22 protein-coding genes are annotated in these 22,071 nt (G+C 66.6%); 12 read left to right on the top strand and 10 right to left on the bottom strand.

Annotated elements, in window-relative coordinates; genetic code table 11:
* Positions 1-88 precede the first annotated feature (88 nt).
* The 3 genes from ACKI1H_RS04995 to ACKI1H_RS05005 all read left to right on the top strand — a co-directional run bounded on the left by ACKI1H_RS04995 (position 89) and on the right by ACKI1H_RS05005 (position 2,546).
* A complete protein-coding gene (locus ACKI1H_RS04995; RefSeq protein WP_138520013.1) occupies positions 89-1,402 on the top strand; it encodes an Nramp family divalent metal transporter in 1,314 nt (437 codons plus the stop codon).
* A 58-nt stretch (positions 1,403-1,460) separates the two neighbouring features.
* Entirely contained in the window at positions 1,461-1,727 is a 267-nt protein-coding gene (locus ACKI1H_RS05000; RefSeq protein ID WP_440467803.1) for a PilZ domain-containing protein, read from the top strand.
* Positions 1,728-1,895: 168 nt separating this feature from the next.
* Positions 1,896-2,546 (top strand): 7-cyano-7-deazaguanine/7-aminomethyl-7-deazaguanine transporter, encoded by a 651-nt coding sequence (locus ACKI1H_RS05005; RefSeq protein WP_440467804.1) that lies wholly within the window; start codon positions 1,896-1,898, stop codon positions 2,544-2,546.
* A 50-nt stretch (positions 2,547-2,596) separates the two neighbouring features.
* On the opposite strand, the gene ACKI1H_RS05010 is transcribed toward ACKI1H_RS05005, so the two are convergent.
* From ACKI1H_RS05010 to def, 6 genes are all read right to left on the bottom strand, one after another.
* The gene (locus ACKI1H_RS05010; RefSeq protein ID WP_138520010.1) at positions 2,597-2,914 is read right to left on the bottom strand and encodes a tetratricopeptide repeat protein; all 318 of its coding nucleotides are present in this window, start codon (positions 2,912-2,914) and stop codon (positions 2,597-2,599) included.
* 47 nt (positions 2,915-2,961) lie between these two features.
* Positions 2,962-4,413, bottom strand: a complete 1,452-nt coding sequence (locus tag ACKI1H_RS05015) for a TrkH family potassium uptake protein (RefSeq protein WP_440467805.1) — start codon at positions 4,411-4,413, stop codon at positions 2,962-2,964.
* Between the two features lie 127 nt (positions 4,414-4,540).
* The gene (gene trkA / locus ACKI1H_RS05020) at positions 4,541-5,914 is read right to left on the bottom strand and encodes a Trk system potassium transporter TrkA (protein WP_017518880.1); all 1,374 of its coding nucleotides are present in this window, start codon (positions 5,912-5,914) and stop codon (positions 4,541-4,543) included.
* A gap of 45 nt (positions 5,915-5,959) precedes the next feature.
* Positions 5,960-7,270: a 16S rRNA (cytosine(967)-C(5))-methyltransferase RsmB gene (gene rsmB, locus ACKI1H_RS05025; RefSeq protein WP_440467806.1), complete on the bottom strand. Its 1,311-nt coding sequence runs from the start codon at positions 7,268-7,270 to the stop codon at positions 5,960-5,962.
* Positions 7,267-8,226, bottom strand: a complete 960-nt coding sequence (fmt, locus tag ACKI1H_RS05030; RefSeq protein ID WP_440467807.1) for a methionyl-tRNA formyltransferase — start codon at positions 8,224-8,226, stop codon at positions 7,267-7,269. The genes rsmB and fmt overlap by 4 nt, the downstream gene beginning before the upstream one ends.
* A 54-nt stretch (positions 8,227-8,280) precedes the next feature.
* A complete protein-coding gene (def, locus tag ACKI1H_RS05035) occupies positions 8,281-8,787 on the bottom strand; it encodes a peptide deformylase (RefSeq protein WP_138520006.1) in 507 nt (168 codons plus the stop codon).
* 138 nt (positions 8,788-8,925) lie between these two features.
* On the opposite strand from def, the gene ACKI1H_RS05040 reads away from it, so the two are divergent.
* From ACKI1H_RS05040 to ACKI1H_RS05050, 3 genes are all read left to right on the top strand, one after another.
* Complete coding sequence (locus ACKI1H_RS05040; protein ID WP_138520005.1) at positions 8,926-9,951, top strand: LysM peptidoglycan-binding domain-containing protein; 1,026 nt, start codon at positions 8,926-8,928, stop codon at positions 9,949-9,951.
* A 131-nt stretch (positions 9,952-10,082) separates the two neighbouring features.
* Positions 10,083-11,183: a DNA-processing protein DprA gene (gene dprA, locus ACKI1H_RS05045; protein WP_440467808.1), complete on the top strand. Its 1,101-nt coding sequence runs from the start codon at positions 10,083-10,085 to the stop codon at positions 11,181-11,183.
* 41 nt (positions 11,184-11,224) lie between these two features.
* Positions 11,225-11,782, top strand: coding sequence for an L-threonylcarbamoyladenylate synthase (locus ACKI1H_RS05050; protein ID WP_138520003.1), 558 nt, complete (start codon positions 11,225-11,227; stop codon positions 11,780-11,782).
* Positions 11,783-11,865: 83 nt separating this feature from the next.
* On the opposite strand, the gene ACKI1H_RS05055 is transcribed toward ACKI1H_RS05050, so the two are convergent.
* Positions 11,866-12,843, bottom strand: coding sequence for an NADPH:quinone reductase (locus ACKI1H_RS05055; RefSeq protein ID WP_440467809.1), 978 nt, complete (start codon positions 12,841-12,843; stop codon positions 11,866-11,868).
* A gap of 182 nt (positions 12,844-13,025) precedes the next feature.
* Here ACKI1H_RS05055 and hemF point away from each other — a divergent pair, with 182 nt between their 5' ends.
* Together hemF and aroE are read left to right on the top strand one after the other, a co-directional pair.
* A complete protein-coding gene (gene hemF, locus ACKI1H_RS05060; protein WP_081518953.1) occupies positions 13,026-13,940 on the top strand; it encodes an oxygen-dependent coproporphyrinogen oxidase in 915 nt (304 codons plus the stop codon).
* Between the two features lie 165 nt (positions 13,941-14,105).
* Entirely contained in the window at positions 14,106-14,927 is an 822-nt protein-coding gene (gene aroE, locus ACKI1H_RS05065) for a shikimate dehydrogenase (protein ID WP_440467810.1), read from the top strand.
* A 120-nt stretch (positions 14,928-15,047) separates the two neighbouring features.
* Here aroE and ACKI1H_RS05070 read toward each other — a convergent pair whose 3' ends face one another.
* From ACKI1H_RS05070 to betC, 3 genes are read right to left on the bottom strand one after another with little or no spacing between them, the layout of a single operon-like run.
* The gene (locus tag ACKI1H_RS05070; RefSeq protein ID WP_440467811.1) at positions 15,048-16,607 is read right to left on the bottom strand and encodes a SulP family inorganic anion transporter; all 1,560 of its coding nucleotides are present in this window, start codon (positions 16,605-16,607) and stop codon (positions 15,048-15,050) included.
* 7 nt (positions 16,608-16,614) lie between these two features.
* Positions 16,615-17,556: a choline ABC transporter substrate-binding protein gene (gene choX / locus ACKI1H_RS05075; protein ID WP_440467812.1), complete on the bottom strand. Its 942-nt coding sequence runs from the start codon at positions 17,554-17,556 to the stop codon at positions 16,615-16,617.
* Between the two features lie 33 nt (positions 17,557-17,589).
* Positions 17,590-19,104 carry a choline-sulfatase gene (gene betC / locus ACKI1H_RS05080; protein ID WP_440467813.1) on the bottom strand — a complete coding sequence of 505 codons (1,515 nt, stop codon included), beginning with the start codon at positions 19,102-19,104 and terminating at the stop codon, positions 17,590-17,592.
* 114 nt (positions 19,105-19,218) lie between these two features.
* Here betC and ACKI1H_RS05085 point away from each other — a divergent pair, with 114 nt between their 5' ends.
* From ACKI1H_RS05085 to ACKI1H_RS05100, 4 genes are all read left to right on the top strand, one after another.
* Positions 19,219-20,130 carry a choline sulfate utilization transcriptional regulator gene (locus tag ACKI1H_RS05085; protein WP_440467814.1) on the top strand — a complete coding sequence of 304 codons (912 nt, stop codon included), beginning with the start codon at positions 19,219-19,221 and terminating at the stop codon, positions 20,128-20,130.
* Complete coding sequence (locus ACKI1H_RS05090; RefSeq protein ID WP_239744589.1) at positions 20,127-20,459, top strand: DOPA 4,5-dioxygenase family protein; 333 nt, start codon at positions 20,127-20,129, stop codon at positions 20,457-20,459. Before ACKI1H_RS05085 ends, ACKI1H_RS05090 begins: the two co-directional genes overlap by 4 nt.
* A gap of 103 nt (positions 20,460-20,562) precedes the next feature.
* Complete coding sequence (locus tag ACKI1H_RS05095) at positions 20,563-21,084, top strand: sigma-70 family RNA polymerase sigma factor (protein WP_138519994.1); 522 nt, start codon at positions 20,563-20,565, stop codon at positions 21,082-21,084.
* Entirely contained in the window at positions 21,081-22,019 is a 939-nt protein-coding gene (locus ACKI1H_RS05100; RefSeq protein ID WP_440467815.1) for a FecR family protein, read from the top strand. Before ACKI1H_RS05095 ends, ACKI1H_RS05100 begins: the two co-directional genes overlap by 4 nt.
* Positions 22,020-22,071 lie beyond the last annotated feature (52 nt).

Raw genomic sequence — 22,071 nt, forward strand, 5'->3', positions numbered from 1 at the left:
CTCAATCGACGCGATAGGTACGCCGCCCCTGGATTGTTGATGCCAGGGGCGTCAGGCTGAATCTCCCTCGCTCTCCGGAATCACCCACATGCTCGGCCTGCCGACCACCGCTACTGCGCCGTTCTGTCCCTCGGAAGTCAAAGGCAGCATCCAGGTCGCGGCCGGCGCGCCGTTGTGGAAACGCATCCTCCAGTTCGCCGGCCCCGGCCTGCTGGTCTCCATCGGCTACATGGACCCGGGCAACTGGGCCACCGCCATCGAAGCCGGCTCGGGATTCGGCTACCAGCTGCTGTTCGTGGTACTGCTCTCAAGTCTTGCCGGGATGGTCCTGCAGTGCCTGGCAATGCGCCTGGGGATCGTCACCGGCCAGGACCTGGCACAGCTCTCGCGCAGCCGCTACAGCCTCGGCACGGCGCGTTTGCAGTGGCTGCTGGCGGAGCTGTCGATCGTCGCCACGGACCTCGCCGAAGTGCTCGGCTGCGCCCTGGCCTTCCACCTCCTGCTGGGCGTCGACCTGGTCACCGGCGTCATCCTCACCGCCTTCGACACACTCATCGTGCTCGGCCTCAAGGGCCAGCGCTTCCGCCACCTGGAAGCGATCATGCTCGGCCTGATCGTGACCATCAGCGGCTGCTACCTGGTCGAGCTGATCCTCATCAAACCCTACTGGCCCGACGTCGCCGCCGGCTTCTTGCCCAGCTGGGACGCGGTGACCCAGCGCGAGCCGCTGTACCTGGCGATTGGCATCCTCGGTGCCACGGTGATGCCGCACAACCTCTACCTGCACTCGTCCATCGTGCAGACGCGGCAGGTCAGCGGCAGCAACGGCAAAGCTGCGGCGATCCGCCTGACGCGTATCGACACCGTGGTGTCGCTGAGCCTGGCGCTGCTGGTCAACGCGGCGATCCTGATCCTCGCCGCCGCGGCCTTCCACGAGACCGGCCACACCGGCGTCACCGAAATCCAGGACGCCTACCGCCTGCTCGAACCGCTGGTGGGCACCGGCCTGGCGGCGATCCTCTTCGGCGTCGCCCTGCTCGCCTCCGGGCAGAGCTCCACCTTCACCGGCACCATCGCCGGGCAGGTGATCATGGACGGCTTCCTGCAAATGAAGATCCCCTGCTGGCAGCGCCGCCTGATCACCCGTGCCTTGGCGTTGATCCCGGCACTGATCGGCGTGGTGATGCTCGGCGACAAGGCCGTGGGCAAGCTGCTGGTGATGAGCCAGGTGGTGCTCAGCCTGCAATTGCCCTTCGCGCTCTGGCCTTTGATCCGCTTCACCAGCGATCGCGCGCTGATGGGCGAGTTCGCCAACTCCCTGCTCACCCGCCTCCTGGCCTGGGGCTTGTTCTGCGTCATCAGCGCGGCCAATCTCTGGCTGCTCGTGCAACTGCTGGCTTGACCTGACCCTCGGGTTTGAGGCCCATTAGTGCGCTGACATTCAGGGCGGATGCCATTTCATGTCGAACCAAAGGCAGTACCCGCGTACCCCGATGAAGTGCCGGATAAAGATCAGTCATTCCAGCTTCGGTGATGTGTTCGGCCATACCCGTGATCTGTCCGACGGCGGCGTCTACGTTCGCCACGAAGTGCTCGCCGCCTTGCCTGCCGGTACGCGGGTCACCGGCCAGGTGCAGGACATGCCCTTCGATGCACCCATCCTGGAGATGGAAGTGATGCGCACCGACGCCGAGGGCGCGGGTTTCCGCTTCGTCGGCAACGCCTGACGTCTGTCCTCCGCATGGGGCTGTTCGTGGTGGCAGGCGCCGGTCGCCGCTGAACAAAAAACGTCCAGAAAAACCTGACTTCCAGGTCCGGATCGTATACAATGCGCGCCGCTCGGCATGGTGCCGGGCATGGGTTCCCTCACCCCATCGACGAAAAAGGCCCAAAGCATGTCGGCATCCCTTCCGGCGGCAAGGCGCGGCGCACTCGCCGGTCTGGTCGCGTTCCACATCCTGATCATCATTGCCAGCAACTATCTGGTGCAGCTGCCAATGACCCTCTTTGGCTGGCATACCACCTGGGGCGCATTCAGCTTCCCGTTCATCTTCCTGGCCACCGACCTTACTGTCCGCCTGCTCGGCAAGCGCCCGGCGCGGCTGGTCATCGCGCGGGTGATGGTGCCGGCGCTGCTGGCTTCCTACGTGATCTCGGTGATCTTCCAGGAAGGTGGCTTCCGAGGCTTCGCCTCCCTGGGCGAATTCAACACCTTCGTCGCGCGGATTTCCCTGGCCAGCTTCCTGGCCTACGTATTCGGCCAGATCCTCGACATCCAGGTCTTCGATCGCCTGCGCCGCATGCGCCAGTGGTGGATCGCCCCGGTGGTTTCGACCCTGTTCGGCAACCTGCTGGACACCTTCACCTTCTTCTCCATCGCCTTCTGGCACAGCGACAACCCCTTCATGGCCGAGCACTGGGTGGAGATCGCCTGGGTCGACTACGGCGTGAAGCTGGCGGTGATGCTGATGCTGTTCGTGCCGCTCTACGGCATGCTGCTGAGCGCCATCACCCGCAACCTGCGACGGCAACCCTCGGTGGCCTGAGGCCGCGAGAGAGGCATCGGCACTGAACGGCCGAGCATGACAAAGGGCGCCTAGGCGCCCTTTGTCTTGTCCAGCTTGCGCAGGAACACCGTCATTTCCTTCTCCGCCTGCTTGTCGCCGTGGGCTTGTGCGGCGGCGAGGCCGTCGGTCCAGGCGGTGCGCGCGCCGTCCAGGTCGCCCTGGGCCTGCAGCGCCTTGCCCAGCAGCTTCCAGGCAGCAGAATACTTGGGGTCCTGCTCCACGCAGCGACGCAGGTGTTCGCTGGCCCTGGCGGCATCACCGGCGTCCAGGTAGCCCTTGCCCAGGCCGAAGCGCAGCAGCGAATTGTCCACGCCCTTGGCGAGCATCTTTTCCAGCGAGTCGATCATGGCGAGCCTCCGTCAGCAGGCCGCCATTCTGCCTCAAGATCAGTGCCTCAAGTGCGCCAGAAGGCGGGCGTGAGCAGGATCAGCAAGGAGAACACCTCCAGCCGCCCGAGTACCATCGCCAGGCTCAGCACCAGTTTGGCGCTGGCTGGCAGGCTGCCATAGTGCACGGCGGCTTCGCCCAGCGCCGGGCCCAGGTTGTTCAGGCAGGAGGCGAGCGTGGAGAACGCGGTGAGCTGATCCACGCCCAGCGCCAGCAGCACCAGCATCAGGCTGACGAAGGTCAGCAGGTAGATCGAGAAGAACGCCCACACCGACTCCACCACACGGTCGGGTACCGTGCGCCGCCCGAGTTTCACCAGAAACACCCCGTTCGGGTGCAGCAGGCGGAGGAATTCGCGCATGCCCTGGCGGTAGACCAGCAGCATGCGCATCACTTTCATGCCGCCGCCGGTGGAGCCGGCGCAGGCGCCAATGAAGGTGCTGTACAGGAGCAGGTAGGGCAACAGGGTCGGCCAGCTGCTGAAGTCGGCGAGGCCGAAGCCGGTGGTGGTCGCCACCGAGATCACCATGAACGCGGCGTAGCGGATCGACTGCAGCGGCGAGTCGTAGTGGTGCTTGAGGATCAGCGTCGCCGCGGTGATCAGGAACAGCACCAGCAGGATACCGAGGTAGGCCCGGCACTCGGTGTCCTTCAGGTAGTGCCGCAGGCTGCGTTGGCGCCAGGCGAGGAAGTGCAGGCTGAAGTTGATCCCGGAAATTACCAGGAAGGTCATGCAGATCAGCTCGATCAGCGGGCTGTCGAAGTAGCCGATGCTGGCGTCATGGGTGGAAAAGCCGCCGATGGCGATGGTGGAGAAACTGTGTCCTACGGCGTCGAACAGCTTCATGCCGGCCGCCCAGTAGGCCAGCGCGCAGGCCAGGGTCAGGCCGCAGTAGAGGAACCAGAGCGTCTTGGCGGTATCGGCGATGCGCGGCGAGAGCTTGTGCTCCTTCAGCGGGCCGGGCATTTCCGCGCGATACAGCTGCATGCCGCCGATGCCGAGCATCGGCATCACTGCCACTGCCAGCACCACGATGCCCATGCCGCCCAGCCATTGCAGCTGCTGGCGGTAGTAGAGGATGGCGTGGGGCAGCGAATCCAGGCCGGTGAGCACGGTGGCGCCGGTGGTGCTGAGTCCGGAGAAAGACTCGAACAGCGCATCGACCACGCCCATGTGCGGCGCGTCCGATAGCGCGAACGGCAAGGCGCCGAAGGAACCCAGCACGATCCAGAACAGCGCCGTCACCAGGTAGCCGTCGCGGATGCGCAGGTCCTGCTTGTGTCGCCGGCACGGCCACCAGATGGCGAAGCCGGTCAGCAGTGTGACCAGAAACGACAGTGCGAAGGGCTGCCAGGAGCGTTCGGCGTAATGAAGGTCCACGAGCAGGGGCGGCAGGTGCGTGGCGCTGAACAGCATCAGCAGCACGCCGAGGATTCGACCGATGGAGGAGTAGCGCATGACCGGAGGCTGGCTAGCAGGAACAGGCCGCGCAGGGTGACAAGAGACGTGAACTGGCGCAGTAGGACCTGTCTGAATCCGTCTGGGATTGATCTGGCGGGCCGCTAAATGGCGGCCCGCCAGTCGATCAGAAGAAGGTCAGGCCGGCCTGGAACAGTCGCTCGACGTCGCGGATGCGCTTCTTGTCCACCACGAAGAGGATCACGTGGTCGCCAGATTCGATCTTCGTCTCGCCGTGGGCGATCAGCACGTCGTCGTCGCGGATCACCGCGCCGATGGTGGTGCCCGGCGGCAGCTGCACTTCGTTGATCTTGCGGCCGATCACCTTGCTCGACTTGGCGTCGCCGTGGGCGACCACCTCGATGGCCTCGGCGGCGCCGCGGCGCAGGGAGTGCACGCTCTCGATGTCGCCCCGGCGTACGTGGGTGAGCAACGTGCCGATGGTGGCCAGCTGGGGGCTGATGGCGATGTCGATCTCACCGCCCTGCACCAGGTCGACGTAGGCGGGGTTGTTGATCAGCGTCATCACCTTGCGCGCGCCCAGGCGCTTGGCCAGCAGCGAGGACATGATGTTGGCCTCGTCGTCGTTGGTCAGGGCGAGGAACAGGTCGGTGTCGCCGATGTTCTCTTCCAGCAGCAGGTCGCGGTCCGAGGCGCTGCCCTGCAGCACGATGGAGCTGTCCAGGCTGTCGGAGAGGTGTCGGCAGCGCGCCGGGTTCATCTCGATGATCTTCACCTGGTAGCGGCTCTCGATGGCCTCGGCCAGGCGCTCGCCGATGTTGCCGCCGCCGGCGATGATGATCCGCTTGTAGCTGTCCTCCAGCCGGCGCATCTCGCCCATCACCGCGCGGATGTGGGCCTTGGCGGCGATGAAGAACACCTCGTCGTCGGCCTCGATCACCGTGTCGCCCTGGGGAATGATCGGCCGGTTGCGCCGGTAGATCGCCGCCACGCGGGTATCGGCGTTGGGCATGTGCTCGCGCAGCTGGCGCAGTTCCTGCCCCACCAGCGGGCCGCCGTAGTAGGCGCGGATGCCCACCAGCTGGGCCTTGCCTTCGGCGAAGTCGATCACCTGCAGGGCGCCGGGATACTCCACCAGGCGCTTGATGTAGTTGGTCACCACCTGCTCGGGGCTGATCAGCACATCGACCGGGATCGCCTCGTTGTCGAACAGCCCCGCGCGGGTCAGGTACGCCGCCTCGCGGACGCGGGCGATCCGCGTTGGGGTATTGAACAGGGTGTAGGCGACCTGGCAGGCCACCATGTTCACCTCGTCGCTGTTGGTCACCGCCACCAGCATGTCGGCGTCGTCGGCGCCGGCCTGGCGCAGCACGGTGGGGAACGAGGCCTTGCCGTGGACGGTACGGATGTCCAGGCGGTCGTTGAGGTCGCGCAGGCGTTCGCCGTCGGTGTCGACCACGGTGATGTCGTTGGCTTCGCTGGCCAGGTGCTCGGCCAGAGTGCCGCCGACCTGGCCGGCACCGAGGATGATGATCTTCATGGAGCAGGGGGCTTTCCGTTTCGATCCGTTGGGAGTCGGCGGCTGTTACTTCGCCGAAATCTTGATCAGCTTGGCATAGTAGAAACCGTCATGCCCGCCTTGCTGCGGTAACAGCTGGCGGCCGTGAGGCTGCTTGAGGCCCCAGGGACCGGGCAGGTCCAGCTCGCGGGCGCCGGGAGTGCGACCGAGGAACGCGGCGATCTGCTCGCTGTTCTCCTGCGGCATCACCGAACACGTCGCATAGACCATCACGCCGCCGACCTCGAGGGTCGCCCACAGCGCGTCGAGCAGCTCGCCCTGCAGCTTTGCCAGCGCCTCGATGTCCTCGGCGGTGCGGGTCAGCTTGATGTCCGGGTGACGACGGATCACGCCCGTGGCGGAGCACGGCGCGTCCAGCAGGATGCGCTGGAAGAGTTTTCCGTCCCACCAGGCAGCGGTGTCGCGGGCATCGGCGGCGAACAGCTGGGCGTCGAGCTGCAGGCGCGCGAGGTTTTCGCGTACGCGCACCAGGCGGCTTTCTTCCAGGTCCACGGCAACCACGCCGGCCAGCGCGGACTCGGCTTCCATCAGGTGGCAGGTCTTGCCGCCGGGGGCGCAGCAGGCGTCCAGCACGCGTTGGTTAGGCGCCAGCTCCAGCAGGTCGGCGGCCAGTTGCGCGGCTTCGTCCTGCACGCTGACGCGGCCCTCGGCGAAGCCGGGCAGCTCGCGTACATCGCACGGCTGTACGAGGTTAATGCCATCGCGGCTGAACTCGCAGGCGGTCGCTTCGAAGCCGACACGATTGAGCTCTTCCAGGTAGGCATCTCGGCTGCCGTGGCGACGGTTCACCCGCAGGGTCATTGGCGGGTGCGCATTGTTGGCGGCGCAGATGGCTTCGAACTGCTCCGGCCAGGATTTCTTCAGGGCCTTCTGCAGCCAGCGTGGGTGTGCCAGGCGCGCGGCTGGGTCCTTGTCCACCTCGGCCAGCAGGATTTCGCTCTCGCGCTGGGCGCGGCGCAACACGGCGTTGAGCAGGCCCTTGGCCCAGGGCTTCTTCAGCTTGTCGGCGCAGCCGACGGTCTCGCCGATGGCCGCGTGCGGGGGAATACGGGTGTAGAGCAGCTGGTAGAGGCCGACCAGCAGCAGCGCCTCGACGTCACGGTCGCCGGCCTTGAACGGCTTCTGCAGCAGGCGAGCGGCGAGGGTGGACAGACGCGGTTGCCAGCGGGCGGCGCCAAAGGCCAGCTCCTGCACCAGGCCACGGTCGCGCGGCTCGACGTTCTCCAGCTGGGTCGGCAGCGAGCTGCCCAGCGAGGCGCGGCCGGCGAGGACTGCGGCCAGCGCGCGGGCGGCCGCCAGGCGAGGATTGGTACTCATGCGCCCTGCCCTTGTTGTCCCAGCACCTGTCCAGGCGCGAACTGCTCGCGGCGGCTGTTGAACAGGTCGGCGAAGGCCAGCGGCTTGCCGCCGGGCAGTTGCAGGCGGGTCAGTAGCAGCGCGCCCTCACCGCAGGCGACCAGCAGGCCGTCGCGGCTGGCATCGAGGATCTTGCCCGGCTCGCCCTTGCCCTCTGCCGGCTTGGCGCCGAGCACTTTCAGCGCGGCTTCGCCGAGGGTGGTATGGCACACCGGCCAGGGCGTGAAGGCGCGGATGCGGCGCTCCAGTTCGTCAGCCGGACGTGCCCAGTCGATGCGCGCCTCTTCCTTGTTCAGCTTGTGAGCGTAGGTAGCCAGGGCGTCATCCTGCACCTCGCCCTTGAGCGTGCCGGCGGCGAGGCCGGTGATGGCTTCGACGACGGCTTTCGGGCCGAGCTCGGCCAAACGGTCGTGGAGGCTGCCGCCGGTGTCGTCAGCGGTAATCGCTGTGCTGACCTTGAGCAGCATCGGCCCGGTGTCCAGGCCCGCTTCCATCTGCATCACGGTCACGCCGCTCTCGGCGTCGCCGGCTTCCACCGCGCGCTGGATCGGCGCAGCGCCGCGCCAGCGCGGCAACAGAGAGGCGTGGCTGTTGATGCAGCCCAGACGTGGGATATCCAGCACCACCTGCGGCAGGATCAGGCCGTAGGCGACCACCACCATCAGGTCCGGCTTGAGCGCGGCCAGCTCGGCCTGGGCGTCAGCGTCGCGCAGGGTCGGCGGCTGCAGCACCGGCAGGCCGTTCTCCACGGCGAGCTGTTTGACCGGGCTGGGCATCAGCTTCTGGCCACGGCCCGCCGGGCGGTCCGGCTGGGTGTAGACGGCGACGATCTCGTGCGGCGTATCCAGCAGGGCCTTGAGGTGTTCGGCGGCGAATTCCGGGGTGCCGGCGAAGACGATGCGCAGTGCTTGGCTCATATCGGGCTCACAAAAAACAAAAGGCTTGCCGGGGCAAGCCTTTGGGGGATGGGGTCACGCCTGTTGTCGGTGCTGCTTTTCCAGCTTCTTGCGGATGCGGTCGCGCTTGAGGTTGGACAGGTAGTCGACGAACAGCTTGCCGTTGAGGTGATCGCACTCGTGCTGGATGCACACGGCGAGCAGGCCCTCGGCCACTTCCTCGAACGGATTGCCATCGCGGTCCTGGGCCTTGATCCGCACTTTCTGCGGACGGTCTACATTTTCGTAGAAGCCGGGTACCGACAGGCAGCCTTCCTGGTACTGGTCCATTTCCTCGGTGAGGAATTCGAACTCCGGGTTGATGTAGACCCGGGGTTCGGACTTGTCCTCGGACAGGTCCATCACCACGACGCGCTTGTGCACGTTGATCTGCGTCGCCGCAAGACCGATGCCCGGCGCCTCGTACATGGTCTCGAACATGTCGTCGATCAGCGTACGCAGGGCGTCATCGAAGACCGTGACCGGCTTGGCGATGGTCCGCAGGCGCGGATCGGGGAATTCGAGAATGTTCAGAATGGCCATATACGTTTGTGATGCACTTGTGGAATAAAGTCAAAATCGGCTGCTAATATGCTGAGCAGCATCGAAAAACGGCTGGAAAGCGCGGTAGGGGCGGCTTCCAGGCGTTTCATGTGTACACATAATAAAGGGATTCACCGCATGAGGAAAACACTACTCGCCCTGCTGCTGCTCGCCGCAGGCGGGGTGGCGCAGGCTGCCGTGCAGCTCAAGGAAGGCCATCCGGATCGCTACACCGTAGTGAAGGGCGACACCCTCTGGGACATCTCCGGCAAGTTCCTCAGCAAGCCGTGGAAGTGGCCGGAAATCTGGCAGGTGAATCCGCAGATTCAGAACCCGCACCTGATCTACCCGGGTGACGTGCTGAGCCTTACCTATATCGACGGCCAGCCACGCCTGATGCTCAACCGCGGCGAATCGCGCGGGACCATCAAGCTGTCGCCGCGGGTGCGCAGCACCCCGATCGCCGAGGCGATCCCGACCATCCCGCTGGACAAGATCAACGCCTTCCTGCTGTCCAACCGTATCGTCGACAGCGACGCCGACTTCTCCAACGCCCCCTATGTGGTCGCGGGCGACCAGGAAAGCGTGATCAGCGGCGCCGGCGACCGTGCCTACGCTCGTGGCAACGCACTGTCCGAAGAGGGCAGCTACGGCATCTTCCGCCAGGCGAAGGTCTACCGCGATCCGGAAACCAACGAAGTCCTGGGCATCGACGCCATGGACGTCGGCAGCAGCAATGTCACGGCGAAGGAAGGCGATATCGCTACCCTGAACCTGACCCGCACGACCCAGGAAGTCCGTCCGGGCGACCGCCTGTTCCCCACCGAGGAACGTGCGATCACCTCGACCTTCATGCCCAGCGAACCGAGCACTCCGATCAAGGGCATCATCATTGACGTGCCGCGTGGCGTGACCCAGATCGGCAAGTACGACGTGGTGACCATCGACAAGGGTACTCGCGATGGCCTGGCCGAAGGCAACGTGCTGGCGATCTACAAGCTGGGCGAAACCGTGCGCGACCGCGTTACCGAAGAGATGGTGAAGATCCCGGACGAGCGCTCTGGCCTGGTGATGATCTTCCGCACCTACAACCGTCTGAGCTACGGCCTGGTGCTGAGCGCCACCCGTTCGCTGGAAGTCAACGATCGCGTCCTGAACCCCTGATCGACGCATGAGTTGAAGAAAACCCCGCTCCGGCGGGGTTTTTTGTGGGCGCGATCCGGAAGGGTCCGACAGCGGGGGCGCCACCCGGCGCGGCATAGTCCGGGCGTCTTCCCCACGCCAAGGACTGCGCCATGCCCCTCGATCCGACCCTTTCTCCGTCCGAACTCGAAGCGCGGCTGCGCCTGCATGGATTGCCCGAACTGGGGCCCCGGCGCTTTCGCCGTTTGCTGGGGGCCTTCGGCTCGGCTTCCGCCGCCTTGAGCGCGCCGGCGGCGGCCTGGCGCTCCCTGGGATTGCCCGCCGTTTGCGCGGAACCACGCCGCGATGCCGCCATCCGCGAGCAGGCGGCCAAGGCGCTGCACTGGCTGGAGGCGCCCGAGCATCATCTGGTCATGTGGGACGCGCCAGCTTACCCCGCCCTGCTCGCCGAACTGGATGATGCGCCGCCGCTTCTGTTCCTGGCCGGCGATCCTCGCCTGCTGGAGCGGCCGCAGCTGGCGATGGTCGGCAGTCGCCGGGCCAGCAAACCGGGGTTGGATACCGCACGGGCCTTCGCCCGCAGCCTGGCCGGCGGTGGCTTCGTGATCACCAGCGGGCTGGCGCTGGGCATCGACGGCGCGGCCCATGAAGGGGCACTGGAGGCCGATGGCAAGACCGTTGCCGTACTGGGCACAGGCCTGGAGCATCTCTATCCGCGTCGTCACCTCGGGCTGGCGAAACGCATCGTCGAGCAGGGCGGAGCGGTGATCTCGGAGCTGCCGCTGAACTGCGCGCCCCAGGCTTCGAACTTCCCACGGCGCAACCGGATCATCAGCGGCCTCTCCCTGGGCACGCTGGTGGTGGAAGCCAGCCCGTCCAGCGGGTCGCTGATCACCGCGCGACTGGCTGCCGAGCAGGGCCGCGAGGTCTATGCAATTCCCGGCTCCATCCACCACCCCGGCGCGCGTGGATGCCACGAGCTGATCCGCCAGGGAGCGATGCTGGTGGAGACGGTCGAGCACATCCTCGAAGGGCTGCAGGGATGGACGCAAGGCGTTCCGACGGTTGAGGTCGCGCCAGCGTTGCCGCCTCACCCTCTGGTCGATCTGCTGCGCGCCGCGCCGCAAAGCAGTGAGCAACTGGCCTTGCGTAGCGGTCTGGAACTACCGCAGGTGCTGGTGGAGCTCACCGAGCTGGAGCTGGACGGGCGGGTGGCCTGCGAGGCCGGAGTCTGGGTGCATCGCGCCCCCTGAGCACGTAAACTGCCGCGCATCGCAGACCTGAGGAATTCATGATGTACAGCAACTGGCGTACCCAGCGCATGGCCCAGGTCGTGCGCGATGGCGGTGTGATCGCTTACCCGACCGAAGCCGTCTGGGGCCTGGGCTGCGACCCGTGGAGCGCCGATGCCGTGTACCGCCTGCTGGCGATCAAGGCGCGCCCGGTGGAAAAGGGCATGATCGTGGTGGCCGGCGACATCCGCCAGTTCGACTTTCTCCTGGAGGACCTGCCCGAAGCCTGGCAGGAGAAACTTGCCGCCAGTTGGCCGGGCCCGAACACCTGGTTGGTGCCGCACCAGGGCCGCCTGCCCGAGTGGGTGACCGGCGAGCACGATACCGTCGCCCTGCGCGTCACCGACCATCCGCTGGTGCGCGAGCTGTGCCGCTTCACCGGCCCGCTGATCTCGACCTCCGCCAACCCTGCCGGCCGCCCCGCTGCGCGCAGTCGCCTGCGCGTCGAGCAGTATTTCCGTGGCGAACTGGATGGCGTGCTCGGTGGCGCCCTGGGCGGGCGCCGTAATCCGAGCCTTATTCGTGACCTGCGCACTGGCGAGACGGTTCGCCCGTCATAGGCTGGAGAGCCGGGCGTCCTCCTCGCTCCTACAGGTTGCTTCCGCTCTTGTAGGAGCGAGCTTGCTTGCGAATGCTCTTCAGATCAGGGCAGCAGGATGGTCGACCCGGTGGTACGCCGCGCCGCCAGCTCGGTCTGCGCCTTGGCCGCTTCCGCCAGGGCGAAGCGCTGGTTGATCTCCACCTTCACCTTGCCGCTGGTGATCATGCCGAACAGGTCGTCGGCCATGGCCTGCAGGCGTTCCGGCGTGCTGGCGTAACCGAACAGCGTCGGGCGGGTGACATAGAGCGAACCCTTCTGCGAGAGGATGCCCAGGTTCACCCCTTCCACCGGGCCGGAGGCGTTGCCGAAGCTCACCACCAGACCGCGCTGCGCGGTGCAGTCCAGCGAGGTCAGCCAGGTGTCCTTGCCTACCGAGTCATAGACCACCGGGCACTTCTTGCCGTCGGTCAGCGCCAGTACGCGTTCCACCACGTTCTCGTGGCTGTAGTCGATGGTTGCCCAGGCGCCGTGGGCTTTCGCGAGCTCCGCCTTGGCAGTCGAGCTCACGGTGCCGATGAGGTGTGCGCCGATGGCCTTCGCCCACTGACAGGCGATCAGCCCGACACCGCCGGCGGCCGCGTGCCAGAGAATGGTCTGGCCCGGCTGCACGTTGTAGGTCTGGCGCAGCAGATACTGCACGGTCAGGCCCTTGAGCATGACGGCGGCGGCCTGCTCGAAGGTGATCGCATCCGGCAGCTTCACCACGCTGGCCGCCGGCAGCACATGCTGCTCGCTGTACGCGCCCAGTGGGCCAGTGGCGTAGCCGACGCGGTCGCCGACCTTCACGTTGGTCACCGCGCTGCCCACCGCTTCCACCTCGCCTGCGCCCTCGGTGCCGACACCGGACGGCATGCTCGGCGCGGGGTACAGGCCGCTGCGGTAGTAGGTGTCGATGAAGTTCAGGCCGATGGCGCGGTTGCGCACCCGCACCTCGTTCGGGCCGGGCTCGGCCGGGGTGTAGTCGACTATCTCGAGGACTTCCGGGCCGCCGGTCTTGGCGAATTGAACACGCTTGGCCATGTCGCTCTCCTGATGGCGCGAGGCCCTGCCTCGCCGGGGAAAAGACTTTCATCCAAGCCGGACGTCGGACGGGCGTCAAGACCAGCTTTGCCAGCGACGATGGTATGCTGGCGCCCGTTTTCGACCCTGAACCCCGCTCCGGCCCGCGCCACGCGTGGCTTTCCCGCTCCAAGGTGATTCTCGTGACCGACCGCATCGAGGCCGTGAAGGCCTACCTGCTCGACCTGCAAGACCGCATCTGCGCCGCACTCGAAGCCGAGGACGGCAGTGCCCGTTTCGTCGAGGACGCCTGGCAGCGGCCGGCGGGCGGCGGTGGTCGGACGCGGGTGATCGGTGACGGCGCGCTGATCGAGAAGGGCGGTGTGAACTTCTCCCACGTCTTCGGTGCCGGCTTGCCGCCGAGCGCCAGCGCGCACCGCCCGGAACTGGCAGGTCGTGGCTTCCAGGCGCTGGGCGTGTCGCTGGTGATCCACCCGACCAACCCCCACGTGCCGACCTCCCACGCCAATGTGCGCTTCTTCATCGCCGAGAAGGAAGGTGAAGAGGCTGTGTGGTGGTTCGGTGGCGGCTTCGACCTGACGCCCTACTACGCCCACGAAGAAGACTGCGTGCTCTGGCACCAGGTCGCCCGCGATGCCTGCGCGCCCTTCGGCGAGGACGTCTACCCGCGCTACAAGGAGTGGTGCGACCGCTACTTCCACATCAAGCATCGCAACGAGCCACGCGGTGTCGGCGGCCTGTTCTTCGACGACCTGAACCAGTGGGACTTCGACACCAGCTTCGCCTTCCTGCGCGCCATCGGCGATGCCTACATCGACGCCTACCTGCCCATCGTGCGCAAGCGCAAGGACACTCCCTATACCGAGCAGCAGCGCGAGTTCCAGGCTTTCCGCCGTGGCCGCTACGTCGAGTTCAACCTGGTCTACGACCGCGGCACCCTGTTCGGCCTGCAGTCGGGCGGGCGCACCGAGTCGATCCTCATGTCGCTGCCGCCGCAGGTGCGCTGGGGTTACGACTGGAAACCCGAGCCGGGCAGCGAGGAAGCACGCCTGACCGAGTACTTCCTCACCGACCGTGACTGGCTGGCGCAGGCCTGACGTTCGTATCTCCGGGCGGCTCGCGAGCAAGCTCGCTCCTACAGGAAGCTCGCGTGCCGAGCTAGCTCTTCGTAGGAGCGAGCTTGCTCGCGAACACCGTCTGGCACCGAAGTGGAAAAACCGGCACTCTCTCGGCCTTTCGATTTTCACGTCCCAGGATTCCCCATGGACCGCTACTGCGTCTTCGGCAACCCCATCGGCCACAGCAAGTCGCCGCAGATCCACCGCCTGTTCGCCGAGCAGACCGGCCAGGCGTTGAGTTATGACGCGAGGCTGGCACCGCTGGATGATTTCGCCGGGAACGCCCGCGAATTCTTTGTCGAGGGCCTGGGCGGCAACGTTACCGTACCGTTCAAGGAAGACGCCTACCGACTGACCACCGAGCTGAGCGAACGTGCGCGTCGGGCTGGCGCGGTAAATACCCTGAAGAAGCTCGAAGGCGGCGGACTGCTGGGCGACAACACCGACGGCGCCGGGCTGACCCGAGACCTCACGGTGAACCATGGCGTCGTCCTGCGCGGTGCGCGCATCCTGGTGCTGGGCGCGGGCGGTGCCGTGCGCGGCATCCTCGAACCCTTCCTCGGCCAGCAGCCGGCCTGCATCGTCATTGCCAACCGCACGGCGTCGAAGGCCGAGCAACTGGCCGGGGAGTTCAAGGATCTAGGCGATGTGCGTGGCGGCGGGTTTGACCTGCGCGACGAGCCGTTCGACCTGATCGTCAACGGCACCTCGGCTTCCCTGGCCGGCGAGCTGCCGCCCATCGATCCCGCGCTGATCAAACCGGGGCATACCGTCTGCTACGACATGATGTACGGCAAGGACGAGACGGCCTTCAACCGCTGGGCCGCCGAGCATGGCGCGGCGCGCTGCATCGACGGGCTGGGCATGCTGGTGGAGCAGGCGGCGGAAGCCTTCCTGCTGTGGCGCGGTGTGCGGCCGGATTCGGCACCGGTCCTCGAGGAGTTGCGTCGTCAGCTCAAGGGCTGACACCCGCGGTACGGACCGGCTTCCTGTAGGAGCGAGCTTGCTCGCGAACCAGCGCCCAGCAGCGGAGTAGCCTGGAAACTCTGTTCGCGAGCAAGCTCGCTCCTACAACTGCCCCCGGTTCTATTCCTCGACCTGCAACACGCCGCCCTGCCCCATCTGCTTCACCAGCTCCGCCTTCACTCGCGGCCGCGCATTGCGCAGCACCAGGCAACGCCCTTCGCTGGCCAGGCGGTGGGCTTCCTGCTGCAGCATCTGCGCGCCGGCGAAGTCGATGAAGTTCACGTGGTGTGCGTCCAGTACCAGGCGTTCGCCCCGACTGTGCTGCATCAGTTTCTGCAGGTAGTCGCAGGCGCCGAAGAAGATCGAGCCTTCGATGCGCAGGACTTCCTCGTCCTCGCGCGCCCATTGCTGCACGCGCGGTTGCGAGGTGCGCTTGAGGTAGAAGAACAACGAGGCCAGCACGCCGGCGTAGATGGCGTTCTGCAGCGGCAGCAGCAAGGTGGCGGCTAGGGTCAGCAGCATCACCAGGGATTCCGCGCGGCTGCCATTCCATAGCGCGCGCAAGGACGGGCGATCGACCAGGTTCCAGCAGATCAGCAGGATGCCGGCGGCCATGGCCGGCAGCGGGATGTGGGTGATCAGGCTGGCGCCGGCCACGGCCAGCAGCGCCACCCACAGCGCGGAGAACACCCCGGCCAGCGGCGTGCGTGCGCCAGCATCCTGGTTCAACCCGGAGCGGGTGAAGGAGCCAGCGGACAGCGTGCCGGACAGCCACGGCCCGATCAGGTTGGACAACCCCTGCGCGCGTACCTCCTGGTTCGCGTCCAGCGGCTGGTGCGAGCGCGCGGCCAGCGCGCGGGCAATCGACAGGCTGGTGACCAGCCCGAGCATGCCGCAGGCCACGGCGGCAGGGAGCAACTGGGCAATGGCGGACAGATCGAACCTCAGCAGACTCAGTGGCGGTAGCGCGCTGCGGAACGCAGCCACCTTGGCGACTCCGGCGAATGTGGCCGGCATCGCCCAGACCAGTGCGCTGGCGCCGATCAGGCCGACCAGCAACGCCGGTCCGCCTCGCCACAACCGCTTCACGACCAGGCTCAGCACCAGGCTGAACAGTCCGACCAGCAGTGACGGCATATGAAACTGCGGCAGCTTCCACCAGAGCGCGGCAGCGCTGCTCAGCGCCGTACCCTGCCCTCCTGCGGCGATGCCGAGCAGGTACGGCAACTGGCCGATCACGATCACCAGTGCGGCGCCACAGGTGAAGCCGAGCAGCACCGAGTGCGAAACGAAGTTCACCAGCACGCCGAAGCGCAGCAGGCCCAGCAGCCACTGGAACAGCCCGGCGAGGAAAGTCAGCAGCAGCGCGTACTGGATGAACTGAGTGCTGCCCGGTGGTGCCAGCGGGGCGATGGCGGTGAACAGCACCACCGAGATCGCCGCCGTCGGCCCGCCGACCATGTGCTTCGACGAACCCCACAGGCAGGCAATCAGCACCGGCAGCATCGCCGCGTAGAGCCCGTACTCCGCCGGCAACCCGGCGATCAGTGCGTAGGCCATGGACTGCGGCAATGCCAGCACCGCGCCGGAGAGGCCGACGCCCAGATCACGGCGCAGGTCGCGACCGCTGACCTGGGGCAGCCAGGCGAGGAACGGCAGCAGGCGGATCAGACGCTCCATCGATGGTCTACAGCTTCGCCTTCACCGCCGCCAGCGCGTCGCCGCCGTCGCGGGTCTTCACGCCCTGCAGCCAGGTGTCGAGGCTCTGTGGGTTGGCCTTGATCCAGGCTTTCACCGCGTCGGGGTTCTTCACATTCTTCTCCAGCACCTCGGCCATGATGGCGTTCTCCATCTTCAGGTCGAAGGACAGGTTGGCCAGCAGCTTGCCGCTGTTCGGGCATTGCTCGGCGTAGCCGTTGCGGGTCACGGTGAAGACGCTGCCGGTGCTGCCGAAGTACTTCTCGCCACCGGTGAGGTATTTCATGTCGTATTTGACGTTCATCGGGTGCGGCGTCCAGCCGAGGAATACCACCCAGCGCTGGCGCTTCACCGCGCGACCCACTTCGGCGAGCATCGCCTGTTCGCTGGACTCCACCAGCTTCCAGTCGCCCAGGCCGAATTCGTCGCCGCTGATCATCTTCTGGATCGACTGGTTGGCCGGCGCGCCGGAGCCGATGCCGTAGACCTTCCTGTTGAACTGCTCGGCGTGCGGGTCCAGGTCGGCGAATGTCTTCACCCCGGCGTTCCAGACATAGGTCGGAACGGCCAGGGTGAACTCGGTGCCCTGGAGGTTCATCGCCAGCTGGGTGACCTGCTTGCTGGCGATGAACTGGTCGTAGAAGCCCTGTTGCGCCGGCATCCAGTTGCCGAGGAAGGCGTCCACCTGGCCGTCGCGCAGGCCGCCGTAGGTGATGGGCACCGACAGGGTGTCGATCTTCACCTGGTAGCCCAGGCCTTCGAGGAGGAAGGCGGCGATGCCGTTGGTGACCGCGATGTCGGTCCAGCCCGGATCGGCCAGCTTCACCGTACCGCAGGCTTCATCCTCGGCCCAGGCCAGCGGGCCGCTCAGCGCGAGTGCGCTGGCAAGCAATAGCGTCGATGCATGTCGTGCGGTGAATAGCTGGGTCATGCTCCCTTCCCCTTCGGCTTGTTGTGGTTGTTGTCACGGTTGCGGATAGCGGGCGCGGCGCTCCAGATCGTCGAGGTCGATGTGGTTGCGCATGTACTGCTGGCTGGCATCGACCATGGGCTGGTGATCCCAGCTTTTCAGCGTCCCGTGGGTCAGCGCGTCGGCCACCAGCCGGCGGCGGCGCTGGCTGGCGAGGACCTGTCTGGTGATGGCGGAGATATCCCAGCGCGCGCGGGCTTCGCCCAGCAGGTCGCGTACCAGGTTGGCGTGGGCGGGCGAGCCCATGAGGTTCTCCAGCTCGCGCGGGTCGTGCTTCACGTCGAACAGCAGGCAAGGGTCCTGCTCGGAATAGACGAATTTGAAGTCGCCGCGGCGGATCATCATCAGCGGGCTGACGGTGCCTTCGGCGGTGTATTCGCCGATCACCTCGTCGTGGCCGCCCACGCCTTGCAGGTGCGGCAGCAGCGAGCGGCCATCGAGGTGGATGCCGGGTTCGACCTGTCCGCCGGCCAGTTCGACGAGGGTTGGCAGCAGGTCGACGGTGGACACCGACTGGCTGACCCGATGCGGGGCGAAACGCCTGGGTGCGTGCACCAGCAGCGGGACGCGGGCGGCCATCTCGAACCAGTGCATCTTGTACCAGAGGCCGCGCTCGCCCAGCATGTCGCCGTGGTCGCCGGAGAACACGATCAGCGTGTCTTCACTCAGGCCGCATTCTTCCAGGGTGCGCAGCAGCGCGCCGATCTGCGCGTCGACATAGCTGCAGGCGCCGAAGTAGGCGCGGCGCGCGGCGCGGATTTTCTCCTCGGGCATTTCCTGGTCCCACAGATCGATCACCTTCAGAAGTCGCTGCGAGTGCGGGTCCTGCTCGTTCTGGGCGATCTGTACCGAAGGCAGCGGGATGTCCTCGTCGCGGTACAGGTCCCAGTACTCGCGCGGGATGGTGTAGGGATCGTGCGGGTGGGTCATGGACACGGTGAGGCAGAACGGCTGCTCGGGATGCTCGCGGACGTGGTCGTAGAGGTACTGGCGCGCCTTGAACACCACTTCCTCGTCGAAATCGAGCTGATTGGTGCGCACGCACGGGCCGGCCTGCAGCACTGAAGACATGTTGTGGTACCAGCTCGGGCGCACGTCCGGCTCGTCCCAGTTCACCGCCCAGCCGTAGTCGGCGGGGTAGATGTCGCTGGTCAGGCGTTCCTCGTAGCCGTGCAACTGGTCCGGGCCGCAGAAGTGCATCTTGCCCGACAGCGCGGTGCGGTAGCCCAGGCGCCGCAGGTAGTGCGCGTAGGTGGGGATGTCGGCGGCGAAGTCGGCGGCGTTGTCCCAGGCGCCGATCCTGGTCGGCAGCTGGCCGCTCACCAGGGTGAAGCGCGAGGGCGCGCAGAGCGGGCTGTTGCAGTAGGCCGAGTCGAACACCACGCCCTCGCCGGCGAGGCGCGAGAGGTTGGGCAGCTTGATCGGCGACTGGGCGTCGTAGAAGGGCAGGAGCGGCGCGGCCATCTGGTCGGCCATGATGAAGAGGATGTTCGGGCGCTGGCGCTTCATGGCGTTGGGCTTATCCTGTTGGTGCTGTTATGGGATGCTGTGCGGTATGAGTCTGTTGGCTACTGGATAGGGGGTAAAGCGCATGGCGCCGCATGCTTCGGATAACGCGTGCTTATGCGAGAGCCAGCCTTGAGCGTGCCGCTGGAACTGCTGCGGGTATTCGAGTCCGCCGCCCGGCTGCTCAGCTTCACCGCCGCCGCCGGAGAGCTGGGTACCACCCAGCCGGCGGTCAGCCAGCAGATCAAGCGGCTGGAGAAACTCCTCGCCGTGCGCCTGTTCGACCGCATCCACCGGGGCATCGCCCTCACCGAAAGTGGACAGGTGCTGCAGCAGCACGTGCAGGCCGGGTTGGAGAGCATCGACGCCGGCATCGCTGCGGTGACTGCACAACATCCTCACGAAGTGCTGCAGGTCGCCACTGACTTCGCCTTTGCCGCCTACTGGCTGATGCCGCGCCTGCCGCGCTTTCGCCAGGCGCACCCGGAACTGGATGTCGGCCTGATCAGCAGCGACCGCAGCCCGATATCCCTGCGCAGCGACATCGACGTGGCCATCGCTTTCGGCGATGGGCGCTTCAAGCACGGCGAGGCGCTGCGCCTGTTCAGCGAGGAAGTCTTCCCGGTGTGCAGCCCGCGTCTGCTGGAAGGACGCGAGCTGCCGTTGGCGCCTCAGGCGCTCACCGAATTGCCGCTGCTGCACCTCAAGCCCGAAGCGTCCAGTCGCTGGTTCGACTGGGGCGGTGTCTATCGCGCGCTGGGCATCGACGGCTCCCCAGCGCCCGCCGGGCTACGCTTCGACAACTACACCCTGCTGATCCAGGCGGCCATCGCCGGGCAGGGCGTGGCCATCGGCTGGCGGCATCTGGTCGACGAACTGCTGGAACAGGGGTTACTGTGCCGGCCCGTTGCCGAAGCCGTGGAATCGCGGTTCGGTTATTACGCCGTGCTGCCCGAGCGCAAACGGCGCATGCGCCTGGTACAGCGCTTCGTCGACTGGCTGCAGGCGGAACTGGAGCAGGACCGATGACCGAGATTCAAGACTTCCACGCCCACGTCTATTTCGACGCGACCACCCTCGAACGCGCCCGTGCGCTGTGCGAGGAAGCAGCGCGCCGTTTCGGCGCGAAGATGGGCCGCGTCCACGAACGCCCGGTCGGCCCGCACCCGGACTGGAGCTGCCAACTGGCCTTCGACAACGCCACCTTCGCGACCCTGGTGCCCTGGCTGGCGCTGAACCGCGACGGCCTGGTCGTGTTCGTCCATCCCAACACCGGCAACGATCTGCGCGATCACCGGGACTACGGCATGTGGCTGGGCGAAGTACGGCCGCTGGACCTTTCGTTGTTCACGAGCTGACACTTTTTTGCATTCGATAATAATTCTCGATTCGGTGTATGCTGCCGACCCTTCGCTCCGGCCTGACAGACGTTGGCCGGTTTTTCAGGGTATTTCGGCCATCATGCGGCGCTTCGCTTCCTCCTCCCTGCTGCAGAGCTTCCAGGCGCACTACGCGGACCTGATGCGCTTCCTCGCCCGCAGGCTGGGGGACAACCAGCGCGCCGCCGACGTTGCCCAGGACACCTGGCTGCGCCTGGCCGACCACCCTGCCGAAGCCGAAGTGCAGGACCCGCGCGCCTACCTGTTCCGCGTCGCCGGCAACATCGCCATCGACAACCTGCGCCGCGAAGGCCGGCTGGCCGAGCTGCATGCCGATGAAACCGCCGCCAATGATCTGAGCGATCCCGCTTCCGGGCTGGAGCACCGCCTGCTCGCCCATGAGGCGCTGGAACATCTGGACGCCGCCCTCGACCAGTTGCCGTCGAACGCCCGCGAGGCGCTGCTGATGAACCGCCTCGACGGCCTCACCCATGCGCAGATCGCCCAGCGCCTGGGCGTATCCGAGAGCATGGTGGGCAAATACATCGTCCAGGCCATGCGCCATTGCCGCGACTGGGCGCAGCGCCAGGAAGGCACGCCATGAACCGCGCGGAGCTGTCGCTTTCCGATGAGGCCATCGAGCGCCTGGTGCGGCTGCATTCAGGCGGTGCCGGCGCGGCTGAGCGCATGGACTTCCTGCGCTGGCGCGGCCTGAGCATGGATCATGAGCGTGCCGCCCGCGAGGCTGAGGCACTGTGGGGCGCGTTGCCGGAAACCCGCCATGCCGAAGATTACCGCCGTCGCGTGCGCCGCCCACGTCGCTGGTTGGCGCTGGCCGCCGCGGCCTGCGTCGCCGCCATTGCGGTGACCATTGCCCTGCCTGAACCGCTGGCTGGGCTGTATTCCGACTACGCCACCCGCACCGGCGAGCGGCGGATGCTGGAGCTGGCCGATGGCAGCCGCGTCTGGCTGAACAGCGACAGCGCGCTGTCCGTGGACTTCAGCCCGCAGCAGCGGCGCTTGCGCCTGCACAGCGGCGAAGCCCTGTTCGAAGTGGCCAAGGATGCGGCACGGCCCTTCATCGTCGAGGCCAGGGGCGGCGAGGTGCGCGCGGTGGGCACGCGCTTCGATGTCGACAGCCGTGGGCCGCAGGTGCGCGTCGACGTGACCGAGGGCGTGGTGCAGGTGAACAGCGCCGGCAGCGAGCCGGTTCGCTTGTCCGCCGGCGAGCGTCTGAGCTACCGCGAGGCTGCCGCGCCCGAACCGGTGCAGCCGCTGGACCTGTCCAGCGCCAGCGCCTGGCAGCGCGGCAAGCTGATCTTCAACCAGCGCCCGCTGGGCGAGGTGCTCGATGAGCTGGAGCGCTACGTGCCCGGCCGCATCGTGCTGACCGACAACGCGCTGCGCCAGCATAAGGTCAGCGGCGTGTTCGACCTCAAGGACCCGGACGCGCTGCTCAAGACCCTGGAGCGACTGCAGCCGGTGAAGGTCACCCATATGCCCTGGCTGGTGCTGATCCGTCCCGCGCCCAAAGCCTGATAGAAGCCGCTTTGTAGGATGGGTGGAGCTTGCGATACCCATGCTGCGGGCG

The sequence above is a fragment of the Pseudomonas sp. YH-1 genome, from assembly GCF_051990045.1.
Taxonomy (GTDB): domain Bacteria; phylum Pseudomonadota; class Gammaproteobacteria; order Pseudomonadales; family Pseudomonadaceae; genus Pseudomonas; species Pseudomonas nicosulfuronedens.